Annotated in this window: 22 protein-coding genes; 12 read left to right on the top strand and 10 right to left on the bottom strand. The window is 61.9% G+C overall.

Annotated features, from left to right (window positions below; genetic code table 11):
• Positions 1 to 240 precede the first annotated feature (240 nt).
• On the bottom strand, positions 241 to 1,212 hold the full coding sequence (locus tag H6851_10845) for a helix-turn-helix domain-containing protein (GenBank protein ID MCB9944099.1): 972 nt from the start codon (positions 1,210 to 1,212) through the stop codon (positions 241 to 243).
• 170 nt (positions 1,213 to 1,382) lie between these two features.
• On the opposite strand from H6851_10845, the gene H6851_10840 reads away from it, so the two are divergent.
• From H6851_10840 to H6851_10830, 3 genes are read left to right on the top strand one after another with little or no spacing between them, the layout of a single operon-like run.
• On the top strand, positions 1,383 to 2,183 hold the full coding sequence (locus H6851_10840) for an SDR family oxidoreductase (protein ID MCB9944098.1): 801 nt from the start codon (positions 1,383 to 1,385) through the stop codon (positions 2,181 to 2,183).
• 18 nt (positions 2,184 to 2,201) lie between these two features.
• The gene (locus H6851_10835; protein ID MCB9944097.1) at positions 2,202 to 3,104 is read left to right on the top strand and encodes an alpha/beta hydrolase; all 903 of its coding nucleotides are present in this window, start codon (positions 2,202 to 2,204) and stop codon (positions 3,102 to 3,104) included.
• 38 nt (positions 3,105 to 3,142) lie between these two features.
• Positions 3,143 to 3,916, top strand: a complete 774-nt coding sequence (locus H6851_10830; GenBank protein ID MCB9944096.1) for an SDR family oxidoreductase — start codon at positions 3,143 to 3,145, stop codon at positions 3,914 to 3,916.
• 107 nt (positions 3,917 to 4,023) lie between these two features.
• Here the strand turns inward: H6851_10830 and H6851_10825 are convergent, their stop codons facing one another.
• Positions 4,024 to 4,209: a PLDc_N domain-containing protein gene (locus tag H6851_10825; GenBank protein ID MCB9944095.1), complete on the bottom strand. Its 186-nt coding sequence runs from the start codon at positions 4,207 to 4,209 to the stop codon at positions 4,024 to 4,026.
• Positions 4,210 to 4,874: 665 nt separating this feature from the next.
• Positions 4,875 to 6,902 carry an elongation factor G gene (locus tag H6851_10820; GenBank protein MCB9944094.1) on the bottom strand — a complete coding sequence of 676 codons (2,028 nt, stop codon included), beginning with the start codon at positions 6,900 to 6,902 and terminating at the stop codon, positions 4,875 to 4,877.
• 345 nt (positions 6,903 to 7,247) lie between these two features.
• On the opposite strand from H6851_10820, the gene H6851_10815 reads away from it, so the two are divergent.
• Positions 7,248 to 8,111, top strand: coding sequence for a zf-HC2 domain-containing protein (locus H6851_10815; protein ID MCB9944093.1), 864 nt, complete (start codon positions 7,248 to 7,250; stop codon positions 8,109 to 8,111).
• A gap of 85 nt (positions 8,112 to 8,196) precedes the next feature.
• Here H6851_10815 and H6851_10810 read toward each other — a convergent pair whose 3' ends face one another.
• Positions 8,197 to 9,399 (bottom strand): DNA recombination protein RmuC, encoded by a 1,203-nt coding sequence (locus H6851_10810; GenBank protein ID MCB9944092.1) that lies wholly within the window; start codon positions 9,397 to 9,399, stop codon positions 8,197 to 8,199.
• 248 nt (positions 9,400 to 9,647) lie between these two features.
• Between H6851_10810 and H6851_10805 the strand changes: the two genes are divergently transcribed.
• On the top strand, positions 9,648 to 10,991 hold the full coding sequence (locus tag H6851_10805; GenBank protein MCB9944091.1) for a right-handed parallel beta-helix repeat-containing protein: 1,344 nt from the start codon (positions 9,648 to 9,650) through the stop codon (positions 10,989 to 10,991).
• Between the two features lie 178 nt (positions 10,992 to 11,169).
• Positions 11,170 to 12,219: a spermidine/putrescine ABC transporter substrate-binding protein gene (locus tag H6851_10800; protein MCB9944090.1), complete on the top strand. Its 1,050-nt coding sequence runs from the start codon at positions 11,170 to 11,172 to the stop codon at positions 12,217 to 12,219.
• Positions 12,220 to 12,328: 109 nt separating this feature from the next.
• Here H6851_10800 and H6851_10795 read toward each other — a convergent pair whose 3' ends face one another.
• On the bottom strand, positions 12,329 to 12,583 hold the full coding sequence (locus tag H6851_10795; GenBank protein ID MCB9944089.1) for a Usg family protein: 255 nt from the start codon (positions 12,581 to 12,583) through the stop codon (positions 12,329 to 12,331).
• 258 nt (positions 12,584 to 12,841) lie between these two features.
• Here H6851_10795 and groES point away from each other — a divergent pair, with 258 nt between their 5' ends.
• Both groES and groL read left to right on the top strand, forming a co-directional pair.
• The gene (gene groES / locus H6851_10790) at positions 12,842 to 13,153 is read left to right on the top strand and encodes a co-chaperone GroES (GenBank protein ID MCB9944088.1); all 312 of its coding nucleotides are present in this window, start codon (positions 12,842 to 12,844) and stop codon (positions 13,151 to 13,153) included.
• A gap of 31 nt (positions 13,154 to 13,184) precedes the next feature.
• On the top strand, positions 13,185 to 14,822 hold the full coding sequence (groL, locus tag H6851_10785) for a chaperonin GroEL (protein ID MCB9944087.1): 1,638 nt from the start codon (positions 13,185 to 13,187) through the stop codon (positions 14,820 to 14,822).
• 6 nt (positions 14,823 to 14,828) lie between these two features.
• Here groL and H6851_10780 read toward each other — a convergent pair whose 3' ends face one another.
• Complete coding sequence (locus tag H6851_10780) at positions 14,829 to 15,860, bottom strand: peptidoglycan bridge formation glycyltransferase FemA/FemB family protein (protein MCB9944086.1); 1,032 nt, start codon at positions 15,858 to 15,860, stop codon at positions 14,829 to 14,831.
• 465 nt (positions 15,861 to 16,325) lie between these two features.
• On the opposite strand from H6851_10780, the gene H6851_10775 reads away from it, so the two are divergent.
• Positions 16,326 to 17,666 carry a cobyrinate a,c-diamide synthase gene (locus H6851_10775; GenBank protein MCB9944085.1) on the top strand — a complete coding sequence of 447 codons (1,341 nt, stop codon included), beginning with the start codon at positions 16,326 to 16,328 and terminating at the stop codon, positions 17,664 to 17,666.
• Positions 17,667 to 17,741: 75 nt separating this feature from the next.
• On the opposite strand, the gene prmC is transcribed toward H6851_10775, so the two are convergent.
• The 3 genes from prmC to H6851_10760 all read right to left on the bottom strand — a co-directional run bounded on the left by prmC (position 17,742) and on the right by H6851_10760 (position 20,184).
• Positions 17,742 to 18,644 (bottom strand): peptide chain release factor N(5)-glutamine methyltransferase, encoded by a 903-nt coding sequence (gene prmC, locus H6851_10770; GenBank protein MCB9944084.1) that lies wholly within the window; start codon positions 18,642 to 18,644, stop codon positions 17,742 to 17,744.
• Positions 18,595 to 19,671 carry a peptide chain release factor 1 gene (gene prfA, locus H6851_10765; protein ID MCB9944083.1) on the bottom strand — a complete coding sequence of 359 codons (1,077 nt, stop codon included), beginning with the start codon at positions 19,669 to 19,671 and terminating at the stop codon, positions 18,595 to 18,597. Before prfA ends, prmC begins: the two co-directional genes overlap by 50 nt.
• A 165-nt stretch (positions 19,672 to 19,836) precedes the next feature.
• On the bottom strand, positions 19,837 to 20,184 hold the full coding sequence (locus H6851_10760) for a cupin domain-containing protein (protein MCB9944082.1): 348 nt from the start codon (positions 20,182 to 20,184) through the stop codon (positions 19,837 to 19,839).
• A gap of 240 nt (positions 20,185 to 20,424) precedes the next feature.
• On the opposite strand from H6851_10760, the gene H6851_10755 reads away from it, so the two are divergent.
• Together H6851_10755 and H6851_10750 are read left to right on the top strand one after the other, a co-directional pair.
• The gene (locus tag H6851_10755) at positions 20,425 to 20,781 is read left to right on the top strand and encodes a RidA family protein (protein MCB9944081.1); all 357 of its coding nucleotides are present in this window, start codon (positions 20,425 to 20,427) and stop codon (positions 20,779 to 20,781) included.
• Positions 20,782 to 20,823: 42 nt separating this feature from the next.
• A complete protein-coding gene (locus H6851_10750; GenBank protein MCB9944080.1) occupies positions 20,824 to 21,606 on the top strand; it encodes an aspartate/glutamate racemase family protein in 783 nt (260 codons plus the stop codon).
• Between the two features lie 137 nt (positions 21,607 to 21,743).
• Here H6851_10750 and H6851_10745 read toward each other — a convergent pair whose 3' ends face one another.
• Positions 21,744 to 22,244 carry an EF-hand domain-containing protein gene (locus H6851_10745; protein ID MCB9944079.1) on the bottom strand — a complete coding sequence of 167 codons (501 nt, stop codon included), beginning with the start codon at positions 22,242 to 22,244 and terminating at the stop codon, positions 21,744 to 21,746.
• Positions 22,245 to 22,433: 189 nt separating this feature from the next.
• On the opposite strand from H6851_10745, the gene H6851_10740 reads away from it, so the two are divergent.
• Positions 22,434 to 23,153 (top strand): response regulator, encoded by a 720-nt coding sequence (locus H6851_10740; GenBank protein MCB9944078.1) that lies wholly within the window; start codon positions 22,434 to 22,436, stop codon positions 23,151 to 23,153.
• The last annotated feature ends 4 nt before the right edge of the window (positions 23,154 to 23,157 follow it).

Here is a 23,157-nt window from a genome sequence, read left to right as displayed (position 1 = left end):
CCGGCACCCATGCGGTGAGGGCCGCCATGGCAAACGGGTTCGGACATGTAGATATTATAGGATTTTATACCTTGTTTAGCAAGAAGTATCATGTGAGGTTTTATTCTTTTTTCGGGAATCGGGGAGATGCGGGAAATTGGTCCTGCGAAATCCTGTACCGATTTTCCACGAAGGTCGACTGAGCCTCATGGACCCGAATTTCGTAATTCTTGCATTCCGGCTTGGCGAGAACATCGGCCGTCAGGAAGGTCTTCTCGGAGTTCGACGCGTGCAATTCTGCTGAGAATTCTTTCGAAACATTCTTGCCGGCATTCCGAACTGGGCACGAAAGGTCTTGCTAAAATGGGAGCTGTCATTGAAGCCCCACGATAAAGCAATGTCCGTCAAGGAGCGCCACCTTGCCGATGTTTCGATATCACGCCGGCAATGTTCCAGCCTCTGCCTGAGAATCCATCGCGACACGGACAGGCCCCGAGTTGAGAACAACTTGTGGAGATAGCGCAGCGAGATTCCATTCGATGCAGCAATGACCGCAGGGGAGAGATCCGGATCGGACAATTGCCGCATGATGAAGGAGCAGACCTTGTCGTAGATGTGCTCGCTGAGTGCGGGACCAGCGTCCTGCTTGGCCCGTACGCCTGCCGCGACCAGTTCGAGCGTCGTGTCTGCGATAAGGCGAAGATGCCGCTCTTCGAGGGAGTGCAAACCGGACAACAATTGCCGGAGATGAGCGCCGACGAACGGCCCCAGCTTCTCACTGCCTTCGATGCGCATCCCCGCGATGTCATCAATCTCTGGCAGGAAACGGCGCATGCAATGCTTTGGTACGAGGATCGTCATCTTTTCCAGTGGTTCGAGGACACGAAACTCCATCGGTTTCAAGCTGTCCCAGATCACGAAGTCGCCAGGACGCAAGGTGGCCTCCTGGTTACCCTGACGTACCGACTCGGTTCCCGCGAGCTCAAACAATATCCCGGTATAGTCGCCATCCGAGTGTTTGATATGTCTTGACGTGCGGAATCCCTCGCACGGATCACAGCGACATCCAATCAACCGCAAATCACCGCAATCACGTGCCACGACCTTCGCATCGAAGTCTGCCTTGCGCCCGACCATTTCCCAGTCGAGATGCGTTGAGTTCAATGCATCACTCCATGCATCGAAGCGTGATGTTGTCGGTAGTCCCTCTGTTGTCCAAGTGTGAACAGGCATCCGCCCCTCCCAGAGCCTTGCCCATCTTCGGGGCGTGAGGGCGATATTCCACCCTGACGCGAGGGTACACCAGAGTGCACTCTCAGACAAGTTCGGGGGGCCGGACGGACAAGACTGCGCTCACGTCCCATGCGATCCTTGCCGCACAAATCCAAACGGGAGGTTGACGCATGAACACGGAACTTGACGGCAAGGTCGTCGTCATCACGGGAGCAAGCACCGGTTTTGGCCGTGGCATCGCCGACAAGATGGCGGCCGAAGGCGCACTGATCGTCATCGGGGACTTGAAGGAGGAAGCCAATCCTTCCGGTTTCGACGAAAAGCCTGAACTCACGACCGTCCAGCTCGTGGAAAGCAAGGGTGGCAAGGCCACGTTCAAGAAGTGCGACGTCACCAAGCGGGCAGACGTCGCCAGCCTCGTAGATCACGCGGTCAGGACTTTCGGCCGCCTCGATGTCATGGTCAACAACGCCGGCATCTATCGCGGTGGCAAGCTTCTCCACGAGTTCGAGGAAGCTGACCTCGACCTCTGCTTCAACGTCAACGTCCGCGGCAGCTTCCTCGGCGCCCAGGAAGCCATCAAGGTCTTTCTGAAGCAGGGTGACGGCGGCAACATTATCAACCTGGTGTCCACTGCCGGCCTGCAGGGCCACCCCAACCAGTCCGTCTATAACATCTCGAAAGGCGCACAGGCCAACCTCACACGCTGCCTGGCCATCGAGTACGGACGCAACAATATCCGCGTGAACGGCATCTGTCCGACCTACGCGAAGACCGCCCTGACCCGTGCCTTCGCTGACGACAAGGACTTCGACACGATGTTCACCGAGAGCATTCCCTTGAAACGGTGGGGCGAGGTGCCGGACATCGCCGACCTGGCGGTGTTCCTGGCTTCGGAACGCTCAAGCTACATCCATGGCGCCCTGGTCCGCATCGACGGCGGCGAGACACTGTGCCGGTATTCCGTTTAACCGAAGGGGAAAAATTCAATGCGGAAAGACGTGGAGTTCAGGACAGAGGATGGCGTGACCCTGCGCGGCTGGCACTACATGCCGGACAATGGCAAGGGTCCGTTCGCGACCATCGTCATGGCGCATGGCTTCTCAGCCGTGAAGGAAATGTACCTCGACAAGTTCGCCGAGGCCTTCGCCAAGGCCGGGATGGCCGCCATCGTGTTCGACAACCGCAATTTCGGAGCAAGTGACGGCGACAATCGCCAACATATCAACCCGTGGACACAGGTATCGGACTATCGCGATGCCATCACCTACGCGGAAACGCTTGCCGAGACGGATGCCACGCGGATCGGGGTGTGGGGTTCGAGCTATTCCGGCGGACATGTGCTGGTGGTGGCGGCGATCGACCGGCGCGTCAAGGCGGTGGTTTCACAGGTACCGCTCGCGAGCGGCCATGAGAACGCTCGAAGGCTGGTCCGGGCCGATTTCATCGCGGGTCTCCAGCAAGCCTTCGAGGATGACCGCCGCAATCGCATGAAAGGCGGAAAGCCTGCCATGATCCCCGTCGTTGACGAAGACCCGAACGCCCCATCGGCGCTTCCCACGCCAGACTCATGGAAATGGTTCAGCGAAACGCACAAGGCTCGCGCGCCGTCCTGGAAGAACGAGGTGACGCTCCAGTCGGTGGAGATGTTCACGGAATATGAGCCCGCGAGCTACATCTCGCATGTCAGCCCCACGCCGCTTTTGATGGTCGTTGCGCTGGGAGATCATCTGACCGTCGCAGATCAGGCCCTTGCCGCATATGAGCGTGCCCTCCACCCGAAGAAGCTCGTGACCCTCAAAGGAGGACATTTTGACGCCTACGTCGCTAATTTCGACAAGGCCGAGCCGCCAGCCACCCAGTGGTTTCTCGAACACCTTGCTGTCAAATGAACCTGCCGCGTTCCGAACAATCGATGAAGGGGATGGAGATGAAGCGCTTGGAAGGCAAGGTTGCCATTATCACGGGCGGTACTGGTGGAATCGGCAAATCGACCGCGGCAAGATTCCTCGAAGAAGGAGCGAAAGTCGTTATCGTCGATTTGTCGAAGACGGAACTGGAGAAGGTCGAAAGGGAGCTTGCCAGTCTTGGCGACCTTCTCGCAGTCCAGGCTGACGTTACCCAGGAAGACCAGGTACGAGGTTACGTCGACCGGACGATCGAGCGATTTGGCACCATCGACATCTTTTTCAACAATGCGGGAATCGAGGGCAAGGTCCAGCCGATCACCGACGTGTCGCTCGACGATTTTGAAAAGGTGCAGGCGGTCAATGTCCGTGGCGTATTTCTGGGCCTCAAACACGTCCTGCCGACGATGATAGAGAAGAAAAGCGGCAGCATCATCAACATGTCGTCCAATGCCGGACTCGATGGCACTGTCAATCTGGGCCCTTACGTCGCCAGCAAGCACGCCGTTTGCGGCCTGACGAAGACTGCGGCCCTCGAAGTGGCTGCGAGCAATGTCCGGGTGAATTCCGTTCATCCGTCTCCCGTCAACACGCGGATGATGCGATCGATCGAATCCGGTTTCAATCCGGCAGATTCCGACACGGCCCAAGAGCAATTCGCGGCTCGCATTCCGCTGATGCGCTACGGCGAAACCCACGAAATAGCGAACTTGGTCCTGTTCCTTGCAAGTGACGAGAGCGCATTCGTCACGGGCGCACAATACAGGATTGATGGCGGCATGGGGGCGACGCCTTAAGACCGGTACACTACCCACGCCCGACATCTGTTCTTCGATGCCGGGTGTGTGGCAGGGGGCGATCCAAAGGGATCGCCCCCTGTGCCGGTGCGTTCGAACGGAAGCGACTAGCGCGATCTCGGACCGGCAAAGAACCATAGCAGCAGGCCGATCACCGGCAGAACCAGGATGATCACGATCCACAGCACCTTGCCCGGGACGGATGCGCTGCTTCCCATGACATTGACGATCGCCCACACGTCAGCGATCAGGATGATGAGGCCGAGCAGGCCACCGCCAATTCCGAAGCTCATGGCAGTCTTCTCCCTTGTTGTAAGCAATCAGGATTATGCCCGTTTCGCAAAGCCGTACAACTTCGACATTCTGCGACGACAAATGAGGCTTTGCGTCCCGATGTCATGAGCGAAGAAGCATAATGGGGAAGGATATTGGTCGGGTGCGAGAATACTCAAGGGATAAAAAGACGCCAACTCGCGCAAGTCAATTCAAGAAAAAAGCCGCGGCCGAAGCCGCGGCTAATTGAATAGGGAGGAAACGCCTCAAGTCGGGTGTCATAGGGAAAACCCATGAACACAAGACATAATGTAAACCTTAAGTAGATATTTGCCAATTAAAAACATCAACCACCGGGCATGTATCGTCTTCATTTGATTCAATTTTAATCGAAAACTTGCCTAAAATGCGACGGGCATGCCCCCGGCATGTATCGCATGCCGGGGCGAGGACCACGAACACCGCCTTGTTCGAGATGGGCTGCCGCAATCGCTGTCAGGCGGCAAAATGGCTTGATATCCTTGCATGTCGCAGCTGCTGCATCGGCGCGTTCAGCGTCCCAATCCGGGCAATTTCATGCCTGCTGACATCGTCCCCTCCCCCAGCCGCAGGAGTGCCCCATGCCTGGCGCACGAAAAAGGGACGGTGCCGGGCACCGTCCCTTTCTCCCCGCACCACGGATTGGTCAGTGGACCGCGGCGGCGGCCTGTTCAACGAGTGTCGAAGCGAGCTTGTCGGGGACTTCCTGGAGGTGGTCGTATTTCCACTCGTAGAAACCCGTGCCCTGTGACAGCGATCTCAGATTGATGATCAGGTCGTGGACCTCGCCCTGAGGCATGTGGACCTTGATCTCGTCCCAGCCGCTCCAGTCCGACTTGGCCTCGTAACCGAGGATCTGCCCGCGCTTCTGGCTCACGAGTTGCAGGGTGCGCGAGGTGTATTCCGATGGAACGGATATGGTGATGTCGAGGATCGGCTCGAGCAGTACCGGACCGCAATGTGGCAGTCCCTCCTTCAGCGCCAGGGCCGCTGCCATCTTGAACGACATCTCGTTGCTGTCGACGGAGTGGAACTGGCCGTCATTGAGCGTCACGGCGATATCCACCACCTTGAAACCGAGCGGACCCTTTTGCAGGTGATCGCGCGCACCCGCCTCGACCGCGGGGATGAACTGCCTGGGCACCGCCCCGCCGACGATCTTGTTGTGGAAAACGAAGCCCTCGCCGCGCGGCAGGGGCTGGATGTCGATCTTGACGTCGCCGAACTGGCCATGACCGCCCGACTGCTTCTTGTGCCGGCCATGTGCGCTCGCGGTCTTGCGGATCGTCTCGCGATAGGGCGTGCGCGGCGGCAAGGTCTCGACCTCGATATTGTACTTGTTGCGCAGACGGTCGAGAGCGACCTTGAGATGCATCTCTCCCTGTCCCCAGAGCAGCGTCTGGTGCATCTCGGGATCCTGCTCCAGCCTGAGCGACGGATCCTCGTCGACCAGCTTGGCGAAGGCGCCCGACAATTTGACCTCGTCGTTGCGGTCGGCCGCCTGGATTGCGAAGGCGAACATCGGCTGGATCTGGCCGGGGTCCGAAACGGCGAATTCGGGATCGCCGCCGCTGGCGGTCAGTACTGCCCCGACCCTGGCATCCTCCATGCGCGCCAGTCCGACGATATCGCCGGCCATCGCCTTCCCGACGGCCTCCTGCTGGTGCCCTATCAGCCGGTAGACACCGCCGACACGCATGCCACCGAGCTGCATGCCATCGCCGACCTCGCCGCGCCACACGCGCACGAGGGACAGCTTGCCGGCATGCGGCAAGTGGAAATTCTTGAGCACCTGGACAGCGGCATCGCCCCCGGCGGCAACACCGAGGAGCTCGGCATGGGTGGAAGGTTCGGGAGCCTCCTTGACCAGCGCCTCAAGGAAACGGCGCACGCCCATATCGCTCTCGGCCACCCCCATGAACACGGGCACCACCTGGTCGGTCCCCAGGGTCTTCTGCATGTCGAGAAGGATCTCGTCCGTGGTAGGCTGCTGGTCCTCAAGCAGCTTTTCCATCAGATCGTCGTCAAAATCGGCCAGCGTCTCCAGCATCTCGGTACGGGCAACCTGTTCCCTCTCACGATAATCGGCCGGCAATTCGATACGGTCGGAGGGGCCATCCCTGTTGTAGCTGTAGGCCTGCTCGCTTATGAGGTCGATGTAGCCGACCAGATCATCGCCCCGTCCGATCGCATACTGGTGCGGCACCACGGGACGGGTGCTGACATCGCGAACAGCCTGCAGAAGGTCACGGTATCGTACTTCGGAACGGTCCATCTTGTTGATGAACACCATGTGCGGCATGCCGTGCGAGTCGAGGAAATGCAGCAGGGGAGCGATGGCGATCATCCGTTCGATGACCGGCTCCACCACAACCACGGCCAGATCGGTTCCAAGGACCGCATTGCGCATTTCCTGCTGAAACTCGATGGAACCGGGACAGTCGATCAGATTGAAACGCAACCCCTCATGTTCGAAGCTGGCGGTGGAGACCTCGGTGCTCATCTGCCGCTCACGCGATTCGGCGCTGTTGTCGCCCACCGTGTTGCGGTCGCTGACCCTGCCCTTGCGCGAGATGGCCCCGGACACCGACAGGAGACTCTCCATGAGGCTCGTCTTGCCGGTACCGTTGGGTCCCACCAAAGCAACGTTACGGATAGCGGCATTGTCTGCCATGAACCCTCCCTGGCTGGTTGGCCCGGAGTACCGGCGGACCGGACCGCCGTGATCCGGGAGCAGTATCGTCTTGATCGCCGGACAGTGTGACGGGTTGCGGGAACAAGGCAACCCCAATTTCATTTCGATGACTGATTGAATTTTCCTTGAATTTCACTCCCTTTTTGATTGCAATTAAAATTTATTGCTCACGATTCATCAATGACATCCTTCAGGGCAGCTGTGGACCGTTGCGTTTATGTGGCGTTTCCTACACATTTGATCGACAATTCGTAACGGTGTGAAAAATCGAGCGGGCGGCCTGCCTTCCGGGACCGTTCCCGCCAATGGCACATGAGGGTGATCATGCACTGCTCTGATCTTGAGCGGTATCTCGAAGCGATCCTGGACGGACGTCTGGGCCGCGGTCGAACTGCGGTGCTGCGCCAGCACATTGCGCAGTGCGAGAGCTGTGAGGCCCGAGTCGAGGAACTGCGCCGGTTCGAGCGTGATCTGAGGCGCCGGTTCCGTGCGATGGGCAACGAGGAATCGCTCTGGGCCCACATCGATGCCCATATGGTCGCCAGCGAAGGAGCGACCCGCACGGCCGAGCGGCCGCCTCGCGGTGTGGTGGCGCTCAAGCCCGTCGAGAGCCGTTCGCCAGCCACCGAGACGCAGGAGTCGCGCGAGATGCTGGTCGCCGATGGCGAAGAGCCGGGCAAGCCGTCGTTTCTGCACAGGCTTGCCCCGATGGCCGCGCTCGTGCTGATGCTCGGCCTTGCCGCCCCGGCCCTGATAGGAGTTGTCGAAGTTCTCGGCCTGTGGCGCAGCGAGCCGGATATCGAGGAGACCTACTGGCTGGTTGCGTCGGGCAAGAAGATGCCGAGCCTGCGCACCGAGGACAGCCGCATGTTGCAGCATTGGCTGGCGGCACGGCTGGGGTACTCGGTGCCCGCGGTTCCGACGGCCGCCGGCTTTCCCATCATCGGTGGAGATATACAGACCGTGGATGGCAACCAGATGGCGATGGTCGCCTATGGTAATGAAAGCAGTCCTGTCCTGATGTTCATGCGGCCCGCCGACGACATCGATACGATCAAGTCCGGCCCATTCTACAGTGCGCAAGACGGACTGAACCGGGTGGTCTGGACAAGCGACGGTTACACCTACGAGATCATCTCCACACTTCCGGGAGAAAAGCTGCACAAGCTGTTCGAGATACAGACCTGACACACGGAACATCCGCTCACTTCCCCGCCCGCCCGGGACCGTTTCCGGCGGCGGACCCGATCTCGTCATGATCGGGAGCAAGACCTTACCCGTTCGGAGTATTGCCCCGACAGGTTGAAGGTCCCCCTTCCGGGACGACATCCTGCTCATCGAGCGCACGCATGCGTTCGAGGGTCCTGTCCAGCGACCGGCGGCGACTGCCATTGAGCTTGCGGATCTCGCCCAGCACCTGCTCAAGCCCCTGCTCCGCACGGTCGGCACGCTCGCCGTAGGCCTGCCAGTCGCGGGTGAAGGTTTCAACCATCTGGAGAAGTTCCCGTGCATGATGGCTGAGCTGCCACTGCCCGGCGATGTGCCTCATCACCACCAGCACGGCAAAGGAGGACATCGGCGAGACCAGCGCCACCCGCCTCGTCAGCGCCTCGTCCAGCAACCCCGGCGCCAGTTCGATCATCGCGCGATAGACACCCTCGTTGGGCACCAGCAGCAGTGCCAGGTCCAGCGTACCGTCCTGGGGCGCGACATATCCCCGCGCCACAATCTCGGCGATCTTCTGCCTCACATCCCGCAGGAATGCCGCCTCGCCCCGTTCGCGCGCCGCCTTGTCATCAGCGTCGAGACTGCGCTGGAGATTGTCGAGCGGAAACTTGACATCCATGTGGAGCGTCCGCCCGCCGGGCAGGAGAAACGTGAAATCCGGCCGCCCACCCGACGCCAGGGATTGCTGGCGGAGAAAGTTCACTCCTTCCTGCATGCCCAGCGACGTCAGCAGATCCTCCGCCATCCGCTCGCCCCACTGTCCGCGAGCCCGGGCATTGGTGAGAGCCCGCGACAGTTTTTCGGTCGTCTGCTGCAGACGCTCGGCACCCTTGCCGGCCTGACGCAGCTGGGCCGTCAACTCGCCGAACTTGCCCGAACGATCCTGTTCGAGCTCGCGCACGAGCTGCTGCATGCGTTCAAGTTGTCCCATGATGGTGGCCATGCGGGTTTCGAGCTCCGCCCGCTCCACCGCCAGACGCTCCCCGTGGGCCCGGCGTTCGCCCGTCAGGGTAACCTGTGCCAGACGCATCACATCGTCGCCCGCTCGACGGAAGGTATCGTTGGAAATGTCGGCAAAGGCGAGCTTGACGCCATCGAGCAGCGCGTCGGTCTCCGACTGGCGGTGGTTTTCCGCACGTTCGAGCATGTCGAGAATGGCCTGCCGGCGCCGCTCGCCCCAGATGAGGCCGATGAGCATGCCCCCCAGTCCACCGATCAACAGGCCGGCAACCATCGCCCAGAACGTCACATCCAACCTCGCATCGTGCCGGGAAACTCGCCCGCAGGAACCCTTGCCGCCCCCGGGACATCCTCGGGTGCGCGTCTCGTCCGGCGCAGGATACACGCCATGGCATCATAAGTTATAGGGAATTGAAGCGCTTGGACACGCCTGCTCCGGTCCGATGGCGAACGGAATGATGGTGGACAGGTACCGGGAACGAGACAGCAACCAGCCTCCCTGGTGCCGGTTCTGTCGAAATGGTGGAAAGGAACAGGATGCGGTCGATCTCACAGGTGCTCGTGCTCATACTGCTTTCGGGCAGTGCCGCCATGGCCGAGATGCAAGTCGAACTCAAGGATGGCCGCAAACTGACGATTCCCTTCGAACAGAACGAAATTGCCGGCATCACCGTCGACGGGAAGCCCATGCGTCTGGTCGATGACAACGCACCGTCCCGGCCTTCCGCGACGGCACAACAGCGCGCAGGTGCAAGCGGCCTGCAGGCAGGACTCGCCACCGAACAGCCGACGACCGAGAATGGCCGCCGTATCCTGAGGGTGGGACCCGGACGGGAATTCCAGTTGCCGAGCGAGGCGGCGGCCGCCGCCCAGGACGGCGACATCGTCGAGATTGATGCCGGCCTTTACCGTGGCGATGTCGCCGGCTGGCCGCAGAACGATATCATCATCCGCGCAGTTGGCGGAGATGTCCATGTGGACGCGGCCGGACGCGGCTTCGGCGACAAGGGGCTTTGGGTCGTGAGCGGTCGCAACGTCACCATCGAGGGCATCGAGCTGTCGGGCTGCAAGGTCAGCGACCACAACTGTGCGGGCGTTCGCGCCGAGGGAGCGGACCTGACCCTGCGCGACGTCCACTTCCACCATAACGAGATGGGCCTGCTCGTCTCGCAGGACTTCACCGGCAACCTGCTCATCGACCGCAGCGAATTCAACGACAACGGTGTGGACTACGAGAGTTACGGCATCCAGCCCGGCCACAACATCTACATGGGCCGCGGGGGACGCCTGACCGTCCAGGGCAGCTACATCCACAACCCGATCGCCGGGCACAACATCAAGTCGCGCGCCGATGAAACGGTGATCCTCTACAATCGCATCGAGGATGGCGAAGGCGGCAACGGTTCCTACCAGATCGATATCTCGGAAGGGGGAAAGGTGCTGATCGAGGGAAATATCATCCGGCAGGGGCCGCTGGCCGACAATCATTCCATCATCGCCTTCGGCGCCGAGAGCAGCAACCGGGCCAATTCCAGCCTGGAGCTGATCCACAACACGATCATCAACGACTTTGGCACCGGTATCTTCCTGCGCAATGACTCCCCGGTGGTCGCGACGGTCGTCAACAATCTCTTTCTCGGTGCAGGCGAACTCACCATCGGGGCGGCCGACGAAGCGGGAAATGTGCGCGTTGACGAAGCGATGTCACTGGCAGCCATCGCGAAATCGGGAATTGGCGTCGACAAGGGCGTGGAACCCGGGACAGTGTTAGGATTCACAACGTTGCCAAAGTGGGAATATCTTGATCCGCGTCAGATAGAGCCGCGTCCGGTCATCGGCGCCGGCCCGGATGCGGGGGCCCACGAACAGGGGCCACGATAGGCCCCCCCCCGCGAACGGGAATGCCGGCAGAGGCGGCGCTGCGACATCAGACCCCTATCGCCGCAAGCGACTGACAACGCGTACCGTTGACATCCCGACCGGGTCCTTCTGAAATGTGTCAACCGCCAACACGCCCAAGGATGGAGGATCCATGCCGCGTCGCCCCAGTCCCATTGCCATGCCAGCCATCAACCGGCGCCATATGCTCGGCGGCACGCTTGCCGTTGCCGCCACGGCGGCGAGTCTGCCCCGCCTCGCTCGGGCGCAGGACCGCATCGTGAACATCTACAACTGGGACACGTATATCGGCGAGACCACGGTCTTCGACTTCACGGACAAGACCGGGGTCGAGGTCCGCTACGACCTGTTCGCCTCGAATGACGAGCTGTTTTCCAAGCTGCGCGAGGGCAATCCCGGCTATGACGTGATCTATCCGTCAAATGACTGGGTCGAGCGGATGATCCTTGCCGGCATGCTGACCGAACTCGACCATGCGAAGATCCCGAACTTCGCCAACATCGACGGGAAGTTCGCCAATCCGGAATTCGATCCGGGGCGCAGGTTCTCGATGCCCTACATGTGGGGAACGATGGGTATCGGCTATCGCAAGTCGGTCGCCTCGCCGAACTCCTGGAAGGATCTACTCACCGATCCCGCGCTGGCGGGCCGCGTGTCGCTGCTCGACGACAAGCACGTCATCCAGATGGCGCTGAAATATCTTGGCCTGTCGCTCAACAGTCGCGACCCGGCCGAGATCGCGGCAGCGGCCGATGCCCTCATCGAAGTCAAAAGCCAGGTCAAGACTTTCACCCCGGATACCGGACAGGATCTGCTGATCTCGGGCGAGGTCGACGCCGCGCACGAATGGTCGGGCGACATCCTGCAAGTGATGGCCGAAGACGACGACCTCAACTATGTGGTGCCCGAGGAGGGAAGCAACATCTGGGAAGATACCATGGCCATTCCCAAGGATGCGCCACATGTCGAAGAAGCGCTGGAGTGGATCAACTACATCCTCGATGCGCAGGTCCATGCCTCGATTGCGGAATACATCCAGTATGCCTGCCCCAATGCGGCGGCCATGCAGTACATTCCGGAATCCGACCGGGACAATCCGGCCATCTACCCCCCGCCCGAGGTTCTCGCCCGCTGCGAAACCCTGATCTACAAGGGCGAGGAAGTGGAATCGCTCTATGACGAGGCGCTGACGCGGGTCCTCGCGGCCTGAACCTTTGCCGACCGGGTGCCGCGCAGGCTCGACACCGTCCCGCGGCGCCCATCTCCATGCTCCATTGCCGCCCGTCTCCCGGACATGCGCCAACGGGGGCGGAATCTTATCAGTGCAGGTTCCACATTCCCGATGCGTGAATGGTTGTCGCCGGTCCGACGAGCTGCTTGCGCGCGACGGTCACGGTGTGCAGGCGACCCTCGATGTTCTCGCACCAGAAATCGAGAAAACGATGCAGTTCGGGATAACGCGGTGCAATATCGTAATGCTGCCAGACGAAGCTCTGCAACACGCCGGGATGATCGGGCAGATGATATACGATCTCGGCCGTCGTCAGCCGATAGCCCTTGAGCTGAAGTTGCATCGCGGATGACACTTCGGGCATGTCATGCTCTCCAATGAACCGTTCGACCTCGTCCATGATTCACGCAAAAAGGTTAAGGTCAACTTTCATTTGGAAAAAATCATTGATTTTCATATTGTTGGCAGCAGGTCGACATGAGTGCCAACATTTTTTCCGGCGATCCCCTTGAACCGGTGATGCCCGGATCATACTTCCAAGTCCGAAGTTAGCACTCGCCTCCAGTGAGTGCTAACAGGTTCATCTGGAGGGACATCATCCATGAAATTCAGGCCGTTGCACGACCGCGTGCTGGTTCGTCGCGTCGAGGAAGAACAGAAGACCGCCGGTGGCATCATCATCCCCGACACCGCCAAGGAAAAGCCGATGCAGGGCGAGGTGATCGCCGTCGGTCCCGGCGCGAAGAATGACAAGGGCGAGGTTGCCGCCCTCGATGTCAAGCCCGGCGACCGCATCCTGTTCGGCAAGTGGTCCGGCACCGAGGTCAAGATCGACGGCGAAGAACTGTTGATCATGAAGGAAAGCGACATCATGGGCGTCGTCGAGGGCGCTTCCGTCGCCAAGGCCGCCTGAACCAGAAATCATTCCAGGAGAGATTCGCAACATGGCTGCCAAGGAAGTCAAATTCGATACCGATGCCCGCAACAAGATGCTGCGCGGCGTCGACATCCTCAACAACGCCGTCAAGGTGACGCTCGGCCCGAAGGGTCGCAACGTCATTCTCGACAAGAGCTTCGGTGCTCCCCGGATCACCAAGGACGGCGTGACCGTCGCCAAGGAGATCGAGCTCAGCGACAAGTTCGAGAACATGGGCGCGCAGATGGTGCGCGAGGTGGCCTCGAAGACCAACGACGTGGCCGGTGACGGCACGACGACGGCGACCCTGCTCGCCACCGCCATCCTGCGCGAGGGCAACAAGGCCGTCGCCGCGGGCATCAACCCGATGGACCTGCGCCGTGGCATCGACCTCGCCGTCGCCGCCGTCGTCAAGGACCTCGAGGGCCGGTCGATCAAGGTCTCGACCAGCGACCAGGTCGAGCAGGTCGGCACCATCTCGGCCAATGGCGATCGCGAGATCGGCAAGATGCTCGCCGAGGCGATGCAGAAGGTCGGCAACGAGGGCGTGATCACGGTCGAGGAGGCGAAGAGCCTCGAGACCGAGCTCGACGTCGTCGAGGGCATGCAGTTCGACCGCGGCTACCTCTCGCCCTACTTCATCACCGACAGCGAGAAGATGCGCGCCGTCCTCGAGGATCCCTACATCCTGATCCACGAGAAGAAGCTCTCGAACCTGCAGACCCTGCTGCCGGTGCTCGAGGCGGTCGTCCAGAGCGCCAAGCCGCTCCTGATCATCGCCGAGGACATCGAGGGCGAGGCGCTCGCCACCCTCGTCGTCAACAAGCTGCGTGGCGGTCTCAAGGTCGCCGCCGTCAAGGCGCCCGGCTTCGGTGACCGGCGCAAGGCCATGCTCGAGGACATCGCCATCCTGACCGCCGGCCAGGTGATCAGCGAGGACCTCGGCATCAAGCTCGAGAATGTCACCCTCGACATGCTCGGCCATGCCAAGCGCGTGGTGATCAACAAGGAAGACACCACCATCGTCGACGGCGCCGGTGGCAAGGAGGAGATCTCCGGCCGCATCGCCCAGATCAAGGCGCAGATCGAGGACACCACCTCGGACTACGACCGCGAGAAGCTGCAGGAGCGGCTCGCCAAGCTGGCCGGCGGCGTTGCCGTCATCCGCGTCGGCGGGGCGACCGAGATCGAGGTGAAGGAGCGCAAGGATCGCGTCGACGACGCGATGAACGCGACCCGCGCCGCGGTCGAGGAAGGCATCGTGCCGGGTGGCGGCGTGGCGCTGCTGCGTGCACTCAAGGCACTGGACGGCCTGAAGACCAGCAATGACGACCAGCGCTTCGGCGTCGACATCGTCAAGAAGGCGATCCAGGAACCGGCAAAGCAGATCGTCAACAATGCCGGTGCCGATGGCTCGGTCATCGTCGGCAAGCTGCTGGAGAGCAGCGAGGCCAATTACGGCTTCGATGCGCAGAATGGCGAGTTCTGCGATCTGGTTGCCAAGGGCATCATCGACCCGACCAAGGTCGTGCGTTGCGCCCTGCAGGATGCCGCTTCGGTAGCCGGTCTGCTGATCACGACCGAGGCCATGGTCGCGGAGAAGCCCGAGAAGAAGGCTGCTCCTGCCGCTCCCGACATGGGTGGCATGGGCGGCATGGACTTCTAGGAAGTCCTACCGGACAGGATCCGAGGGAAGGGCCGCACGCTGGTGCGGCCCTTTTTTCTTGTGTCGTCGACGCTCGACAGGCGGCAAATCCGCCCTGTAGAGCGGAACCGGAATCGTGTCCTGCCTGCCCGGCGGAAGGAGATAGGATCCCGCAAGCGTTATCGCTTCGCCACCTGTCCCCAACTTGAAACGGGCCACACCTGGTGAACTTTCAGTGTCGATGCCGCCCAGATCGAGCGCCGTCGCGCCTGATGCCTTCAGCCGGCCGAGCGCTTCCCAGACCAGCCGGTGATGGGCCCGCCATTGACGGCCGGTCTCTGTCGTGCAGCCCGCATAATAGGTGGCCGACGCGCCATGACGGTCCATGATGACACCGGCTATCGGCTGCCGGTTGTCGAACGCCACCAGCACCATGCGTCGCCCTGCCGGTTGCGCCATGCCAAGGGCGCGAATGAAGTTTGGCGAAGGTCCCCGATATCCGACCTTCTTTCGATGTGTCTCATTGGTCTCGATCAACCAGTCGAGTGCCTGGCCACCGCGCACCTCGCGGACGGCCATGCCGGTTTCCTCCGCACGGCACAACATGTTGCGCCACTTGCCATCCAGCCGTCCGCGCAAGTCGTCGAGACCGGGACGCAGATCCAGCCAGATGGTCGAGTAGCCCGTATAAATCCGGCGAAATCCGCAACGTATCGGTCGGTCATCGGTGTCATCCGGCGTCCAGATGATCAGCGTTCGCGGCAGGGCGGATCGGATGGCCCCCATGATTGCCCTCGCTTCATCATCGTCCGGCTGTTGCAGCCATACGGGGCCACGCATCAGCATCGCCACACCAAGCCCCATCGGATAACGACGCCAGAGTATCTGCGCCAGGCCGAGCGGATCGCCATCACGGGCAAAGAGAAAACGCCGGACCTGCTGTCCCTGTGCGGATGCTGCCTCGCCATAGGCCCAGCCCTGCTGCAGGCCGCAGCGTTCCGCCCTTGCCAGCCAACGTTCCCAGGTCGCACGATCAGATATCTCGCGGACCGTCGCCATCCGCTGCCCCTCACCTTGCATACACGTGAATTGAGATGATATTGTTCAACTTATAGGAGATGAATGGAGACTCCACAATGGCAGGACGGCAGCCGATCCGGGGGGTGACTGCCCCCACTCCACGGCCGACCCCTTGGGCGTGGATCTATGCGATCGCCTTTGTCGCACTGCCATTCATCGGCATCCTCCTGCTCGCCGATGCCGGCCTATACCTGTTCTTCAAGTATGTTCTCGGGCGTTGTTATGGAGTTTTCTGTTTATTTTAAACAGGTTGATCGAACAAAGGATTCGCAGATTGGTTAGCGGCCCGTCTGCCATATGGTGCCTTGTCAGATATCTTCACGATAACAGCCCAGCACTGCGCGCCTAGGATCAAGCCAGCGATCCACCCGGGATCAGGTTCATCTTCAAGCCCGTGCGAGCAGTCCCCATGTTCCCTCCCCACCATCACCGGACATCCGGTTCATGAGTGCGCCATCGCTGATTGTCTCCGGTTTCGGCACCGGTGCCGGCAAGACGGCGCTCACCCTCGGCCTCGTGCGTGCGCTGGCACGTCACGGCGTCCGCGCATCAACCCTGAAAATCGGCATGGATCCGGTCGATCCGGATCTCCTGCGACGTGCCAGCGGTCGCGAATGCGCGAATATCGACAGTTGGGGCATGCGTCTCGACACGCTGAGCGGCCTGATCGATCAGGCCGGCCAGGGTGCTGACGTGACCCTGATCGACGGCGCAGGCGGACTGTACGATTTCGACATCTGCGGCATGGGCTCGACTGCCGACATCGCTGCCATGTTCGACATTCCCGTCATCCTCGCCGTCGACACCAGCCATTGCGGCTCCTCGCTGGTGGCAATGCTCGAAGGCTTCTGCCGCCATCGCGGCGACGTCGAGATCGTCGGTTTCCTGTTCCATGGACTGGATGAGAAAAACAACCACGAGGAAACGGCACGACTGCTGGATGATCGCCTGCCGACACCCGTACTCGGGTGGATCGAATCCGGGATTGATCCCGCATATCGCCTGCGCGGCTTCGGCCCCGCGACAGGCGCCAACCGGGTGATGACCGATCACGTGATCGAGAGCCTGGGCGATGCCGTCGATGCGCATGTGGACCTTCATCGCCTGATGCGCCTTGCCCGCACCCCCAATCTCGCCACCGCCTTTACGATGCCGCGGCCGCTCGCGCCGATCGGGCAGCGCATCGCCGTTGCCATGGATGAGGCCAGCAGCTTCCTCATGCCGGCCATCACGCACGGCTGGCAAAGCATGGGAGCGGAGATCCTGCCATTTTCACCGCTGGCCGACGAGGCACCAGACGAGCATGCCGATGCCGTCTATCTGCCCGATGGCCCGATCGATCTCTTCATGCCTCGCATTGCCTCCAACCGGACCCTGATCCGGGGATTGCATGCGGCAGCACATCGCGACGCCTTCATCTATGGCGAAGGCGGTGGCTACATGATGTTGTCGGAACATGCATTCGATGCCCAGGAACGCAATCACGCCATGGCGGGATTGCTGCCGGTGATGGTCAGCACACGCGCTCCGCGGGCGGCGCCGGAACGGATCGAAGCCGAGCTCACCGGCATCTCCCGGCTCGGACGCAGCGGCAGTCGTTTTCGCGGCTGCGCGAGCCGCACCGGTCAGGAGCTTGAAAGACGGGGCGATCCCCTGTTCCGCTGCCATGTCCCGGGACGCGAGCCCATCGAGGAACAAGGGTCGCGTCTGGGGACAGTTGCCGGATCCATGGTCCGCATCCTCGACCGCCAGATGCACCTGGGTATTGTCCGTATGGCCAGTTGACGCCATGGAGCAAGGCGGAACGACGGCGGATCGTATCGGAGGATAGTGGCATCCACGCAAGCCGCAACGTCGCGGTCAGCCGTCCGGCCTCAGGGCGATCAGGCAGCGCTCGATGCCGGCGAGATCGTTGCGGCTGCCGAGATTGACCAGCCCCGCACGGTCGAACAGTTCGCGAACGGCATCGCCCTGCCCCTGCCCGATTTCGAGGAAGGCCATGCCTCCGGGAGCCAGCAGGCGCGGCAGGTCGGCGATGATCGCCCGATAGGCGTCGAGTCCGTCATCCCCTGCGACGAGCGCCATTCGCGGCTCATGGAAGCGCACCTCCGGCTCCAGTCCGTCATGGTCGACATCGCGGATATAGGGCGGGTTGCTCACGACCAGATCGAAGCGCTGGTCGATGGGCGCCGCCCAGTCGCCCTCGACCAGGGCCATGCGGCCCGCGACGTCCGCACGCCGCGCGTTGCGATGCGACATGGCGATGGCCTGCGCCGATCGATCCACACCGATGCCACGGGCCCGGACAAACAGATGCAGCAATGTGACGAGGATGCACCCCGAACCGATACCGAGATCGAGGATGTGCAACGATGCGGCTCGGTCCGGCCATTTCTCCAGAACCGCCTCGATGAGGCTCTCGGTCTCCGGGCGCGGCACGAGAACGCCCTCGTCCACGTCGAATTCGAGATCCCAGAAGGCACGCCGCCCGGTGATGTAGGCAAAGGGCTCGCGCGCGGCCCTGCGCTCCACCAGTTCAAGGTAGCGTTCGGCGGCGGCCAGTTCGCGTTCCGGCCGGGCAATCTGCTCCTGCAGGGTCAATCCGCACGAATGGGTCAGCAGCAACCGCGCCTCGCGCCTCGGCTCGTCGACACCGGCCGCCGCAAGCCTGCCGGTCGCGATGGTCAGCGCCTCCTCGACAGCGAGCCCGGCATCAGTCCGCTTCGGCAAGGCGCTCCGCCTGATCGTGGGATTGCAGCGCATCGATGATCTCGCCCAGCGCCTCGCCGGAAATCACCTGATCGAGCTTGTACAATGTGAGGTTGATGCGATGGTCCGTCACCCGTCCCTGCGGGAAGTTGTACGTGCGGATGCGTTCGCTGCGGTCGCCGGACCCCACCTGCCCCTTGCGCTCGGCGGAACGCTCGCTGTCGGCACGTTGGCGTTCCATGTCATAGAGCCGGGCGAGCAGGATCTTCATCGCCTTTGCCCGGTTCTTGTGCTGTGATTTCTCATCCTGCATCGACACCACCACACCCGTGGGAATGTGGGTGATGCGCACGGCACTCTCGGTCTTGTTGACATGCTGCCCCCCCGCGCCCGACGCCCGGAACACGTCGATGCGCAGGTCTTCATCGGCCACTTCGACATCGACCTCCAGGGCCTCCGGCAGGACGGCGACCGTTGCGGCCGACGTATGGATGCGCCCGCCCGATTCCGTCACCGGCACACGCTGCACGCGATGCACCCCGGCCTCGAACTTGAGCCGGGCATAGACCCCCTTGCCGTTCACGCCCACCGAGATTTCCTTGATGCCGCCGATCTCGCTCTCGCTCAGCGACAGGACTTCCAGCCGCCAGCCGGAAATATCGGCGAAACGCCGGTACATCTCGAACAGGTCGCGGGCGAACAATGCGGCCTCTTCCCCCCCCGTGCCGGCGCGGATCTCGATGATGGCGCTCTTGTCGTCTGCGGCATCCTTTGGCAGGAGAGCCAGCTTCACCGCATCCATCAATCCGGGCAACCGGTCGTCGATGACCTGCAATTCCTCCTGCGCCAGCGCACGCATCTCGTTGTCATTGCCCGCCTCATCCAGCAACGCCCGCGCATCGTCGCGATCAGCCAGCGCTTTCCTGTAGGCCATGACCTGCTCGACCACCGGCTCCAGCGAGGCGAGTTCGCGGCCCAGCGCCGCATAGTCGCCACCCTCCCCTTCAGCCATCAATGCACTGAGCTCGTCGCGGCGCGCGAGAATGGCATCGAGTTTGTTGTCGAGGGATGAGCGGCTCATGGATTTCGATCATTTCAGGGCGGCGCGGGAATGACGTCGCAAGGCGTCGGTAGCTTTTTCACCCCGCGGTGGCAAGCCCCCAGGCATCCGGCGCACCTCGGCGGACCGGATGCCGCCGTCCGGCCACGCCCCCGAAAAGCTCGATCGGACGGTGCCCCATGCTGTTCACGGCTTCCGATTTGCCTGGACATCGATTCCAGTGGTCGCACTGGGTGGACTGAAAACGTCGATGGCCCGGCAATCCTCGAGCGCCAGCCCGCCATGGGCGACATTCCCGGGAAGCAGGAGGGCATCGCCCGAACGCAATTCGAAGCGCTGGCGCTGCCCATCGGCCAGTTCGACATCGAATTGCAGGTGGCCTTCGAGCAGGACGACAATCTGCTCATTGACATGCCGGTGCCATGGAACCTCGCACCCGCGGGCGACCGTCATCACACTGACCATGACGTTCTCGCCAATGATCCTCTTCCGGCCGAAACCCGGCATGGGCTCCTCGGTCGACATTTCGTTCAATCGAAAGAGTTTCGCGGTGTTCTGCGTCACAATCATCCCCCAAGGCATGCCATAGTTCCACTCAGGATCACCGGAGGCCGGATCGAACGCAACCTGTTTCCGGTCGGACGATCCATCCCGCCCGTATCCGTGACGCTACCGATCCGGCCAGCCGGCACTTGCCTAGGGCATGGAGAGTCGTCTAGGTCATGCCCTGTATAATGTGGCGCCAAGAAGCCGCAAAAATGGGGAAACTCCGAAATGACCATTGAACGCATGGAAACCGGCGATCGGATGAGCCAGATCGTCATTCACAATGATACCGTCTATCTTGCGGGCCAGGTCGCGCAAAACGCTCCCAATGGCTCGGTCGCGGAGCAGACGAAGGATATTCTGGCCCGTATCGACGGGCTGCTGGCGAAGGCCGGAACCGACAAGACCAGGCTGCTCTCGGTCACGATCTGGCTGTGTTCGATGGACAGCTTTGCCGAGATGAATTCGGTCTGGGACGCATGGATACCCAAGGGGCATGCCCCCGCGCGCGCATGTGTGGAATCCCCGCGGCTTGCCGCGCCGCAGTTCACGGTCGAGATCGGTGTCGTCGCCGCCAAGGATTGATGCGGGGCCGGCCGGAGGCCCTCCGGTCCAGGTGTTGCCGGCATGAGTGGTGACAAGGCCCCGGTTCCGACGGTCGTGATGGAACACCTTCCATTCACGACCGATGCCGGCATCGGGGCAAGGGCGCGGATCGGTTTGATCGTGCTCGCATCCGACTACACGGTCGAGCATGAATTCCGGCAGATTATCACCATTCCGGGTGTGGATTTCTATGGAGCCCGGATCGCCAGCGATTCGCGGATCACCCCGGATACGCTGCGGGACATGGGTGAGCGCATCGCTCCCACCCTGCGCCTCATCCTCCCGGGATCACCACTGGATGTGGTGGCCTTTGGCTGTACCTCGGCCACCATGGTCCTGGGCGAAGGGCATGTCTTTGCCGCCATGCGCAGCGTTCAACCGCAGGCGCGGCTGACGACGCCGATCACCGCGGCCCTTGCCGCCTTCAGGGCGTTCGGCGCACGACGCATCGGCGTGCTCACGCCCTATACCCGCGACGTCAACACGGTCGTCCAGCGCTATATCGAGGAGCGGGACTTCGAGATTCCGGTGTTTGCCTCGTTCAACGAACCGCTGGACCCGGTCGTGGCCGGCATCGATACGGCCAGCCTGAAGGGCGCCATCCGCCGCATGGCCGCCGAACGTCTACTCGACATGGTGTTCGTCTCCTGCACCTCGATCAGGATTGCCACCGGTTGTGCCGAAATCGAGGCCGAACTGGGTTTCCCGGTCACGTCTTCAAATCATGCGCTGGCCTGGCACTGCCTGCGCCTTGCCGGCGTAAGGACACGCCTGCCCCGGCTCGGGCGCCTCTTCGAACTGTAAAGCCCCGTTGTCTCGGCCGGACATGGGCGGATGGGACGCCAGCACTCTCTCCACACAAAAAGACGGCCCGGAAAGGGGTGCTCCGGGCCGCGACAGTGCTAGGGCAGTTGGAAAGGGATGGATCGAGGATCAGCCGGTCAGTTGTCGCCGCGACGCCCCTTGCCGTCACGGTCGCCATGGCGACCGTCGCCGCGCTTGCGCATTTCGCTCTTCTCGATGGCGCCATCGTCATTGGCATCCATGCGGCCGAAGATCATCTCGACCGGGGCCCCGAGTTCCTCGCGGCTGAGCTGGCCATCGCCATCGCGATCGAAGCGCTGGAAGCCCCGCACCATCATCTGGCGGGTCTGGTCGAGATAGAGTCCCTGGAATTCGTCGAGCGACAGGGTGCCGTTGCCGTCGGCATCGAAATCGGCGAGCTTGGTGTCGATCGTGCCGTTGGCCTCCTCGAGCGTGATCTTGCCATCGCCGTTGGTGTCAAACCGCTCGAACATCATGCTCATGCCGGGACCGCCGCGCATGCCGCCATCGCCATGCCCCCAGCCGCCATCCGCGTGGGATGAGGTGGCGGCAGCAGCGACACCGAGAATCCCGGCGATGCCGAGAGTGCCGAAGATCAACTTGGTACGGGTCTTCATGTGAAGGTATCCTTGTCTGTCGAAGTGGGTTCGCGCAATTGCTTGCCGAGCCATATGTGCCCGCAGTTTGTCACAAATTTTCGCCCGTGCACGCGCCAAAGGGTCGCCAACGGTCGCAGAGGCAAAAGCCGTTACATCCGGTTACATTTTTCCGGCGCGCGGCGGCGAACGCGTTGATATGACGTCGACATGAGCGATAACCCGCATATCCTGATCGTCGACGACCATCGCGAGATCCGCGACCTCGTCGGCAAGTATCTCGGCCAGCACGGCTTTCGCACGACCACCGCCAGCGGCGGCGAGGAGGCGCGCAAACTGCTGCGCACCGGGAGCTTCGAGCTCGTCGTCCTCGACATCATGATGCCCGGCGAGGATGGCCTGTCGCTGTGCCGCCACCTGCGCGAAGCCACCGACATCCCGGTGATCCTGCTCACGGCCATGGCCGAGGAAACCGACCGCATCGTCGGGCTGGAAATCGGCGCGGACGACTACATCACCAAACCGTTCAACCCGCGCGAACTGCTGGCGCGCATCAAGTCGGTGCTGCGCCGCACCCATGCCCTGCCGCCCCAGCGCGAGAAACTGCCCGACGGCGTCCTGCGCTTCGAACGCTGGAAACTGGATACCGCCCAGCGCGAGCTGATCGACGAGAACGGCGTGGCCGTGGCCCTGAGCTCGGCCGACTACCGGCTGCTCCGCGCCTTCATCGACCACCCCGGCATGGTGCTCACCCGCGACCAGCTGCTCGACCTCACCTCCGGCCGCGAGGCGCGGGTGTTCGACCGCTCCATCGACAACCAGGTGAGCCGCCTGCGCCGCAAGATCGAGGCCGACCCGAAACAGCCCACCATCATCAAGACCCACTGGGGCGGCGGCTACAGCTTCGTGGCACCGGTGGAAAAGGTCTGAATGC

It is taken from the genome of Geminicoccaceae bacterium (assembly GCA_020638465.1).
Taxonomy (GTDB): domain Bacteria; phylum Pseudomonadota; class Alphaproteobacteria; order Geminicoccales; family Geminicoccaceae; genus JAGREO01.
Note: the sequence above shows the minus strand (reverse complement) of the source record. Positions and strands in the feature narration are given on the sequence as shown.

Excerpts from the sequence above, each read along its gene's own strand:
- H6851_10775 (MCB9944085.1), top strand. The coding sequence starts at position 16,326 with ATGAGTGCGCCATCGCTGATTGTCTCCGGTTTCGGCACCGGTGCCGGC.
- H6851_10780 (MCB9944086.1), bottom strand. The coding sequence starts at position 15,860 with ATGGCGACGGTCCGCGAGATATCTGATCGTGCGACCTGGGAACGTTGG.
- groES (MCB9944088.1), top strand. The coding sequence starts at position 12,842 with ATGAAATTCAGGCCGTTGCACGACCGCGTGCTGGTTCGTCGCGTCGAG.
- H6851_10755 (MCB9944081.1), top strand. The coding sequence starts at position 20,425 with ATGACCATTGAACGCATGGAAACCGGCGATCGGATGAGCCAGATCGTC.
- prfA (MCB9944083.1), bottom strand. The coding sequence starts at position 19,671 with ATGAGCCGCTCATCCCTCGACAACAAACTCGATGCCATTCTCGCGCGC.
- H6851_10740 (MCB9944078.1), top strand. The coding sequence starts at position 22,434 with ATGAGCGATAACCCGCATATCCTGATCGTCGACGACCATCGCGAGATC.
- H6851_10825 (MCB9944095.1), bottom strand. The coding sequence starts at position 4,209 with ATGAGCTTCGGAATTGGCGGTGGCCTGCTCGGCCTCATCATCCTGATC.
- groL (MCB9944087.1), top strand. The coding sequence starts at position 13,185 with ATGGCTGCCAAGGAAGTCAAATTCGATACCGATGCCCGCAACAAGATG.
- prmC (MCB9944084.1), bottom strand. The coding sequence starts at position 18,644 with ATGCGCTGCAATCCCACGATCAGGCGGAGCGCCTTGCCGAAGCGGACT.
- H6851_10745 (MCB9944079.1), bottom strand. The coding sequence starts at position 22,244 with ATGAAGACCCGTACCAAGTTGATCTTCGGCACTCTCGGCATCGCCGGG.
- H6851_10845 (MCB9944099.1), bottom strand. The coding sequence starts at position 1,212 with ATGCCTGTTCACACTTGGACAACAGAGGGACTACCGACAACATCACGC.
- H6851_10840 (MCB9944098.1), top strand. The coding sequence starts at position 1,383 with ATGAACACGGAACTTGACGGCAAGGTCGTCGTCATCACGGGAGCAAGC.
- H6851_10750 (MCB9944080.1), top strand. The coding sequence starts at position 20,824 with ATGAGTGGTGACAAGGCCCCGGTTCCGACGGTCGTGATGGAACACCTT.
- H6851_10800 (MCB9944090.1), top strand. The coding sequence starts at position 11,170 with ATGCCAGCCATCAACCGGCGCCATATGCTCGGCGGCACGCTTGCCGTT.
- H6851_10835 (MCB9944097.1), top strand. The coding sequence starts at position 2,202 with ATGCGGAAAGACGTGGAGTTCAGGACAGAGGATGGCGTGACCCTGCGC.
- H6851_10830 (MCB9944096.1), top strand. The coding sequence starts at position 3,143 with ATGAAGCGCTTGGAAGGCAAGGTTGCCATTATCACGGGCGGTACTGGT.
- H6851_10795 (MCB9944089.1), bottom strand. The coding sequence starts at position 12,583 with ATGCAACTTCAGCTCAAGGGCTATCGGCTGACGACGGCCGAGATCGTA.
- H6851_10805 (MCB9944091.1), top strand. The coding sequence starts at position 9,648 with ATGCGGTCGATCTCACAGGTGCTCGTGCTCATACTGCTTTCGGGCAGT.
- H6851_10815 (MCB9944093.1), top strand. The coding sequence starts at position 7,248 with ATGCACTGCTCTGATCTTGAGCGGTATCTCGAAGCGATCCTGGACGGA.
- H6851_10820 (MCB9944094.1), bottom strand. The coding sequence starts at position 6,902 with ATGGCAGACAATGCCGCTATCCGTAACGTTGCTTTGGTGGGACCCAAC.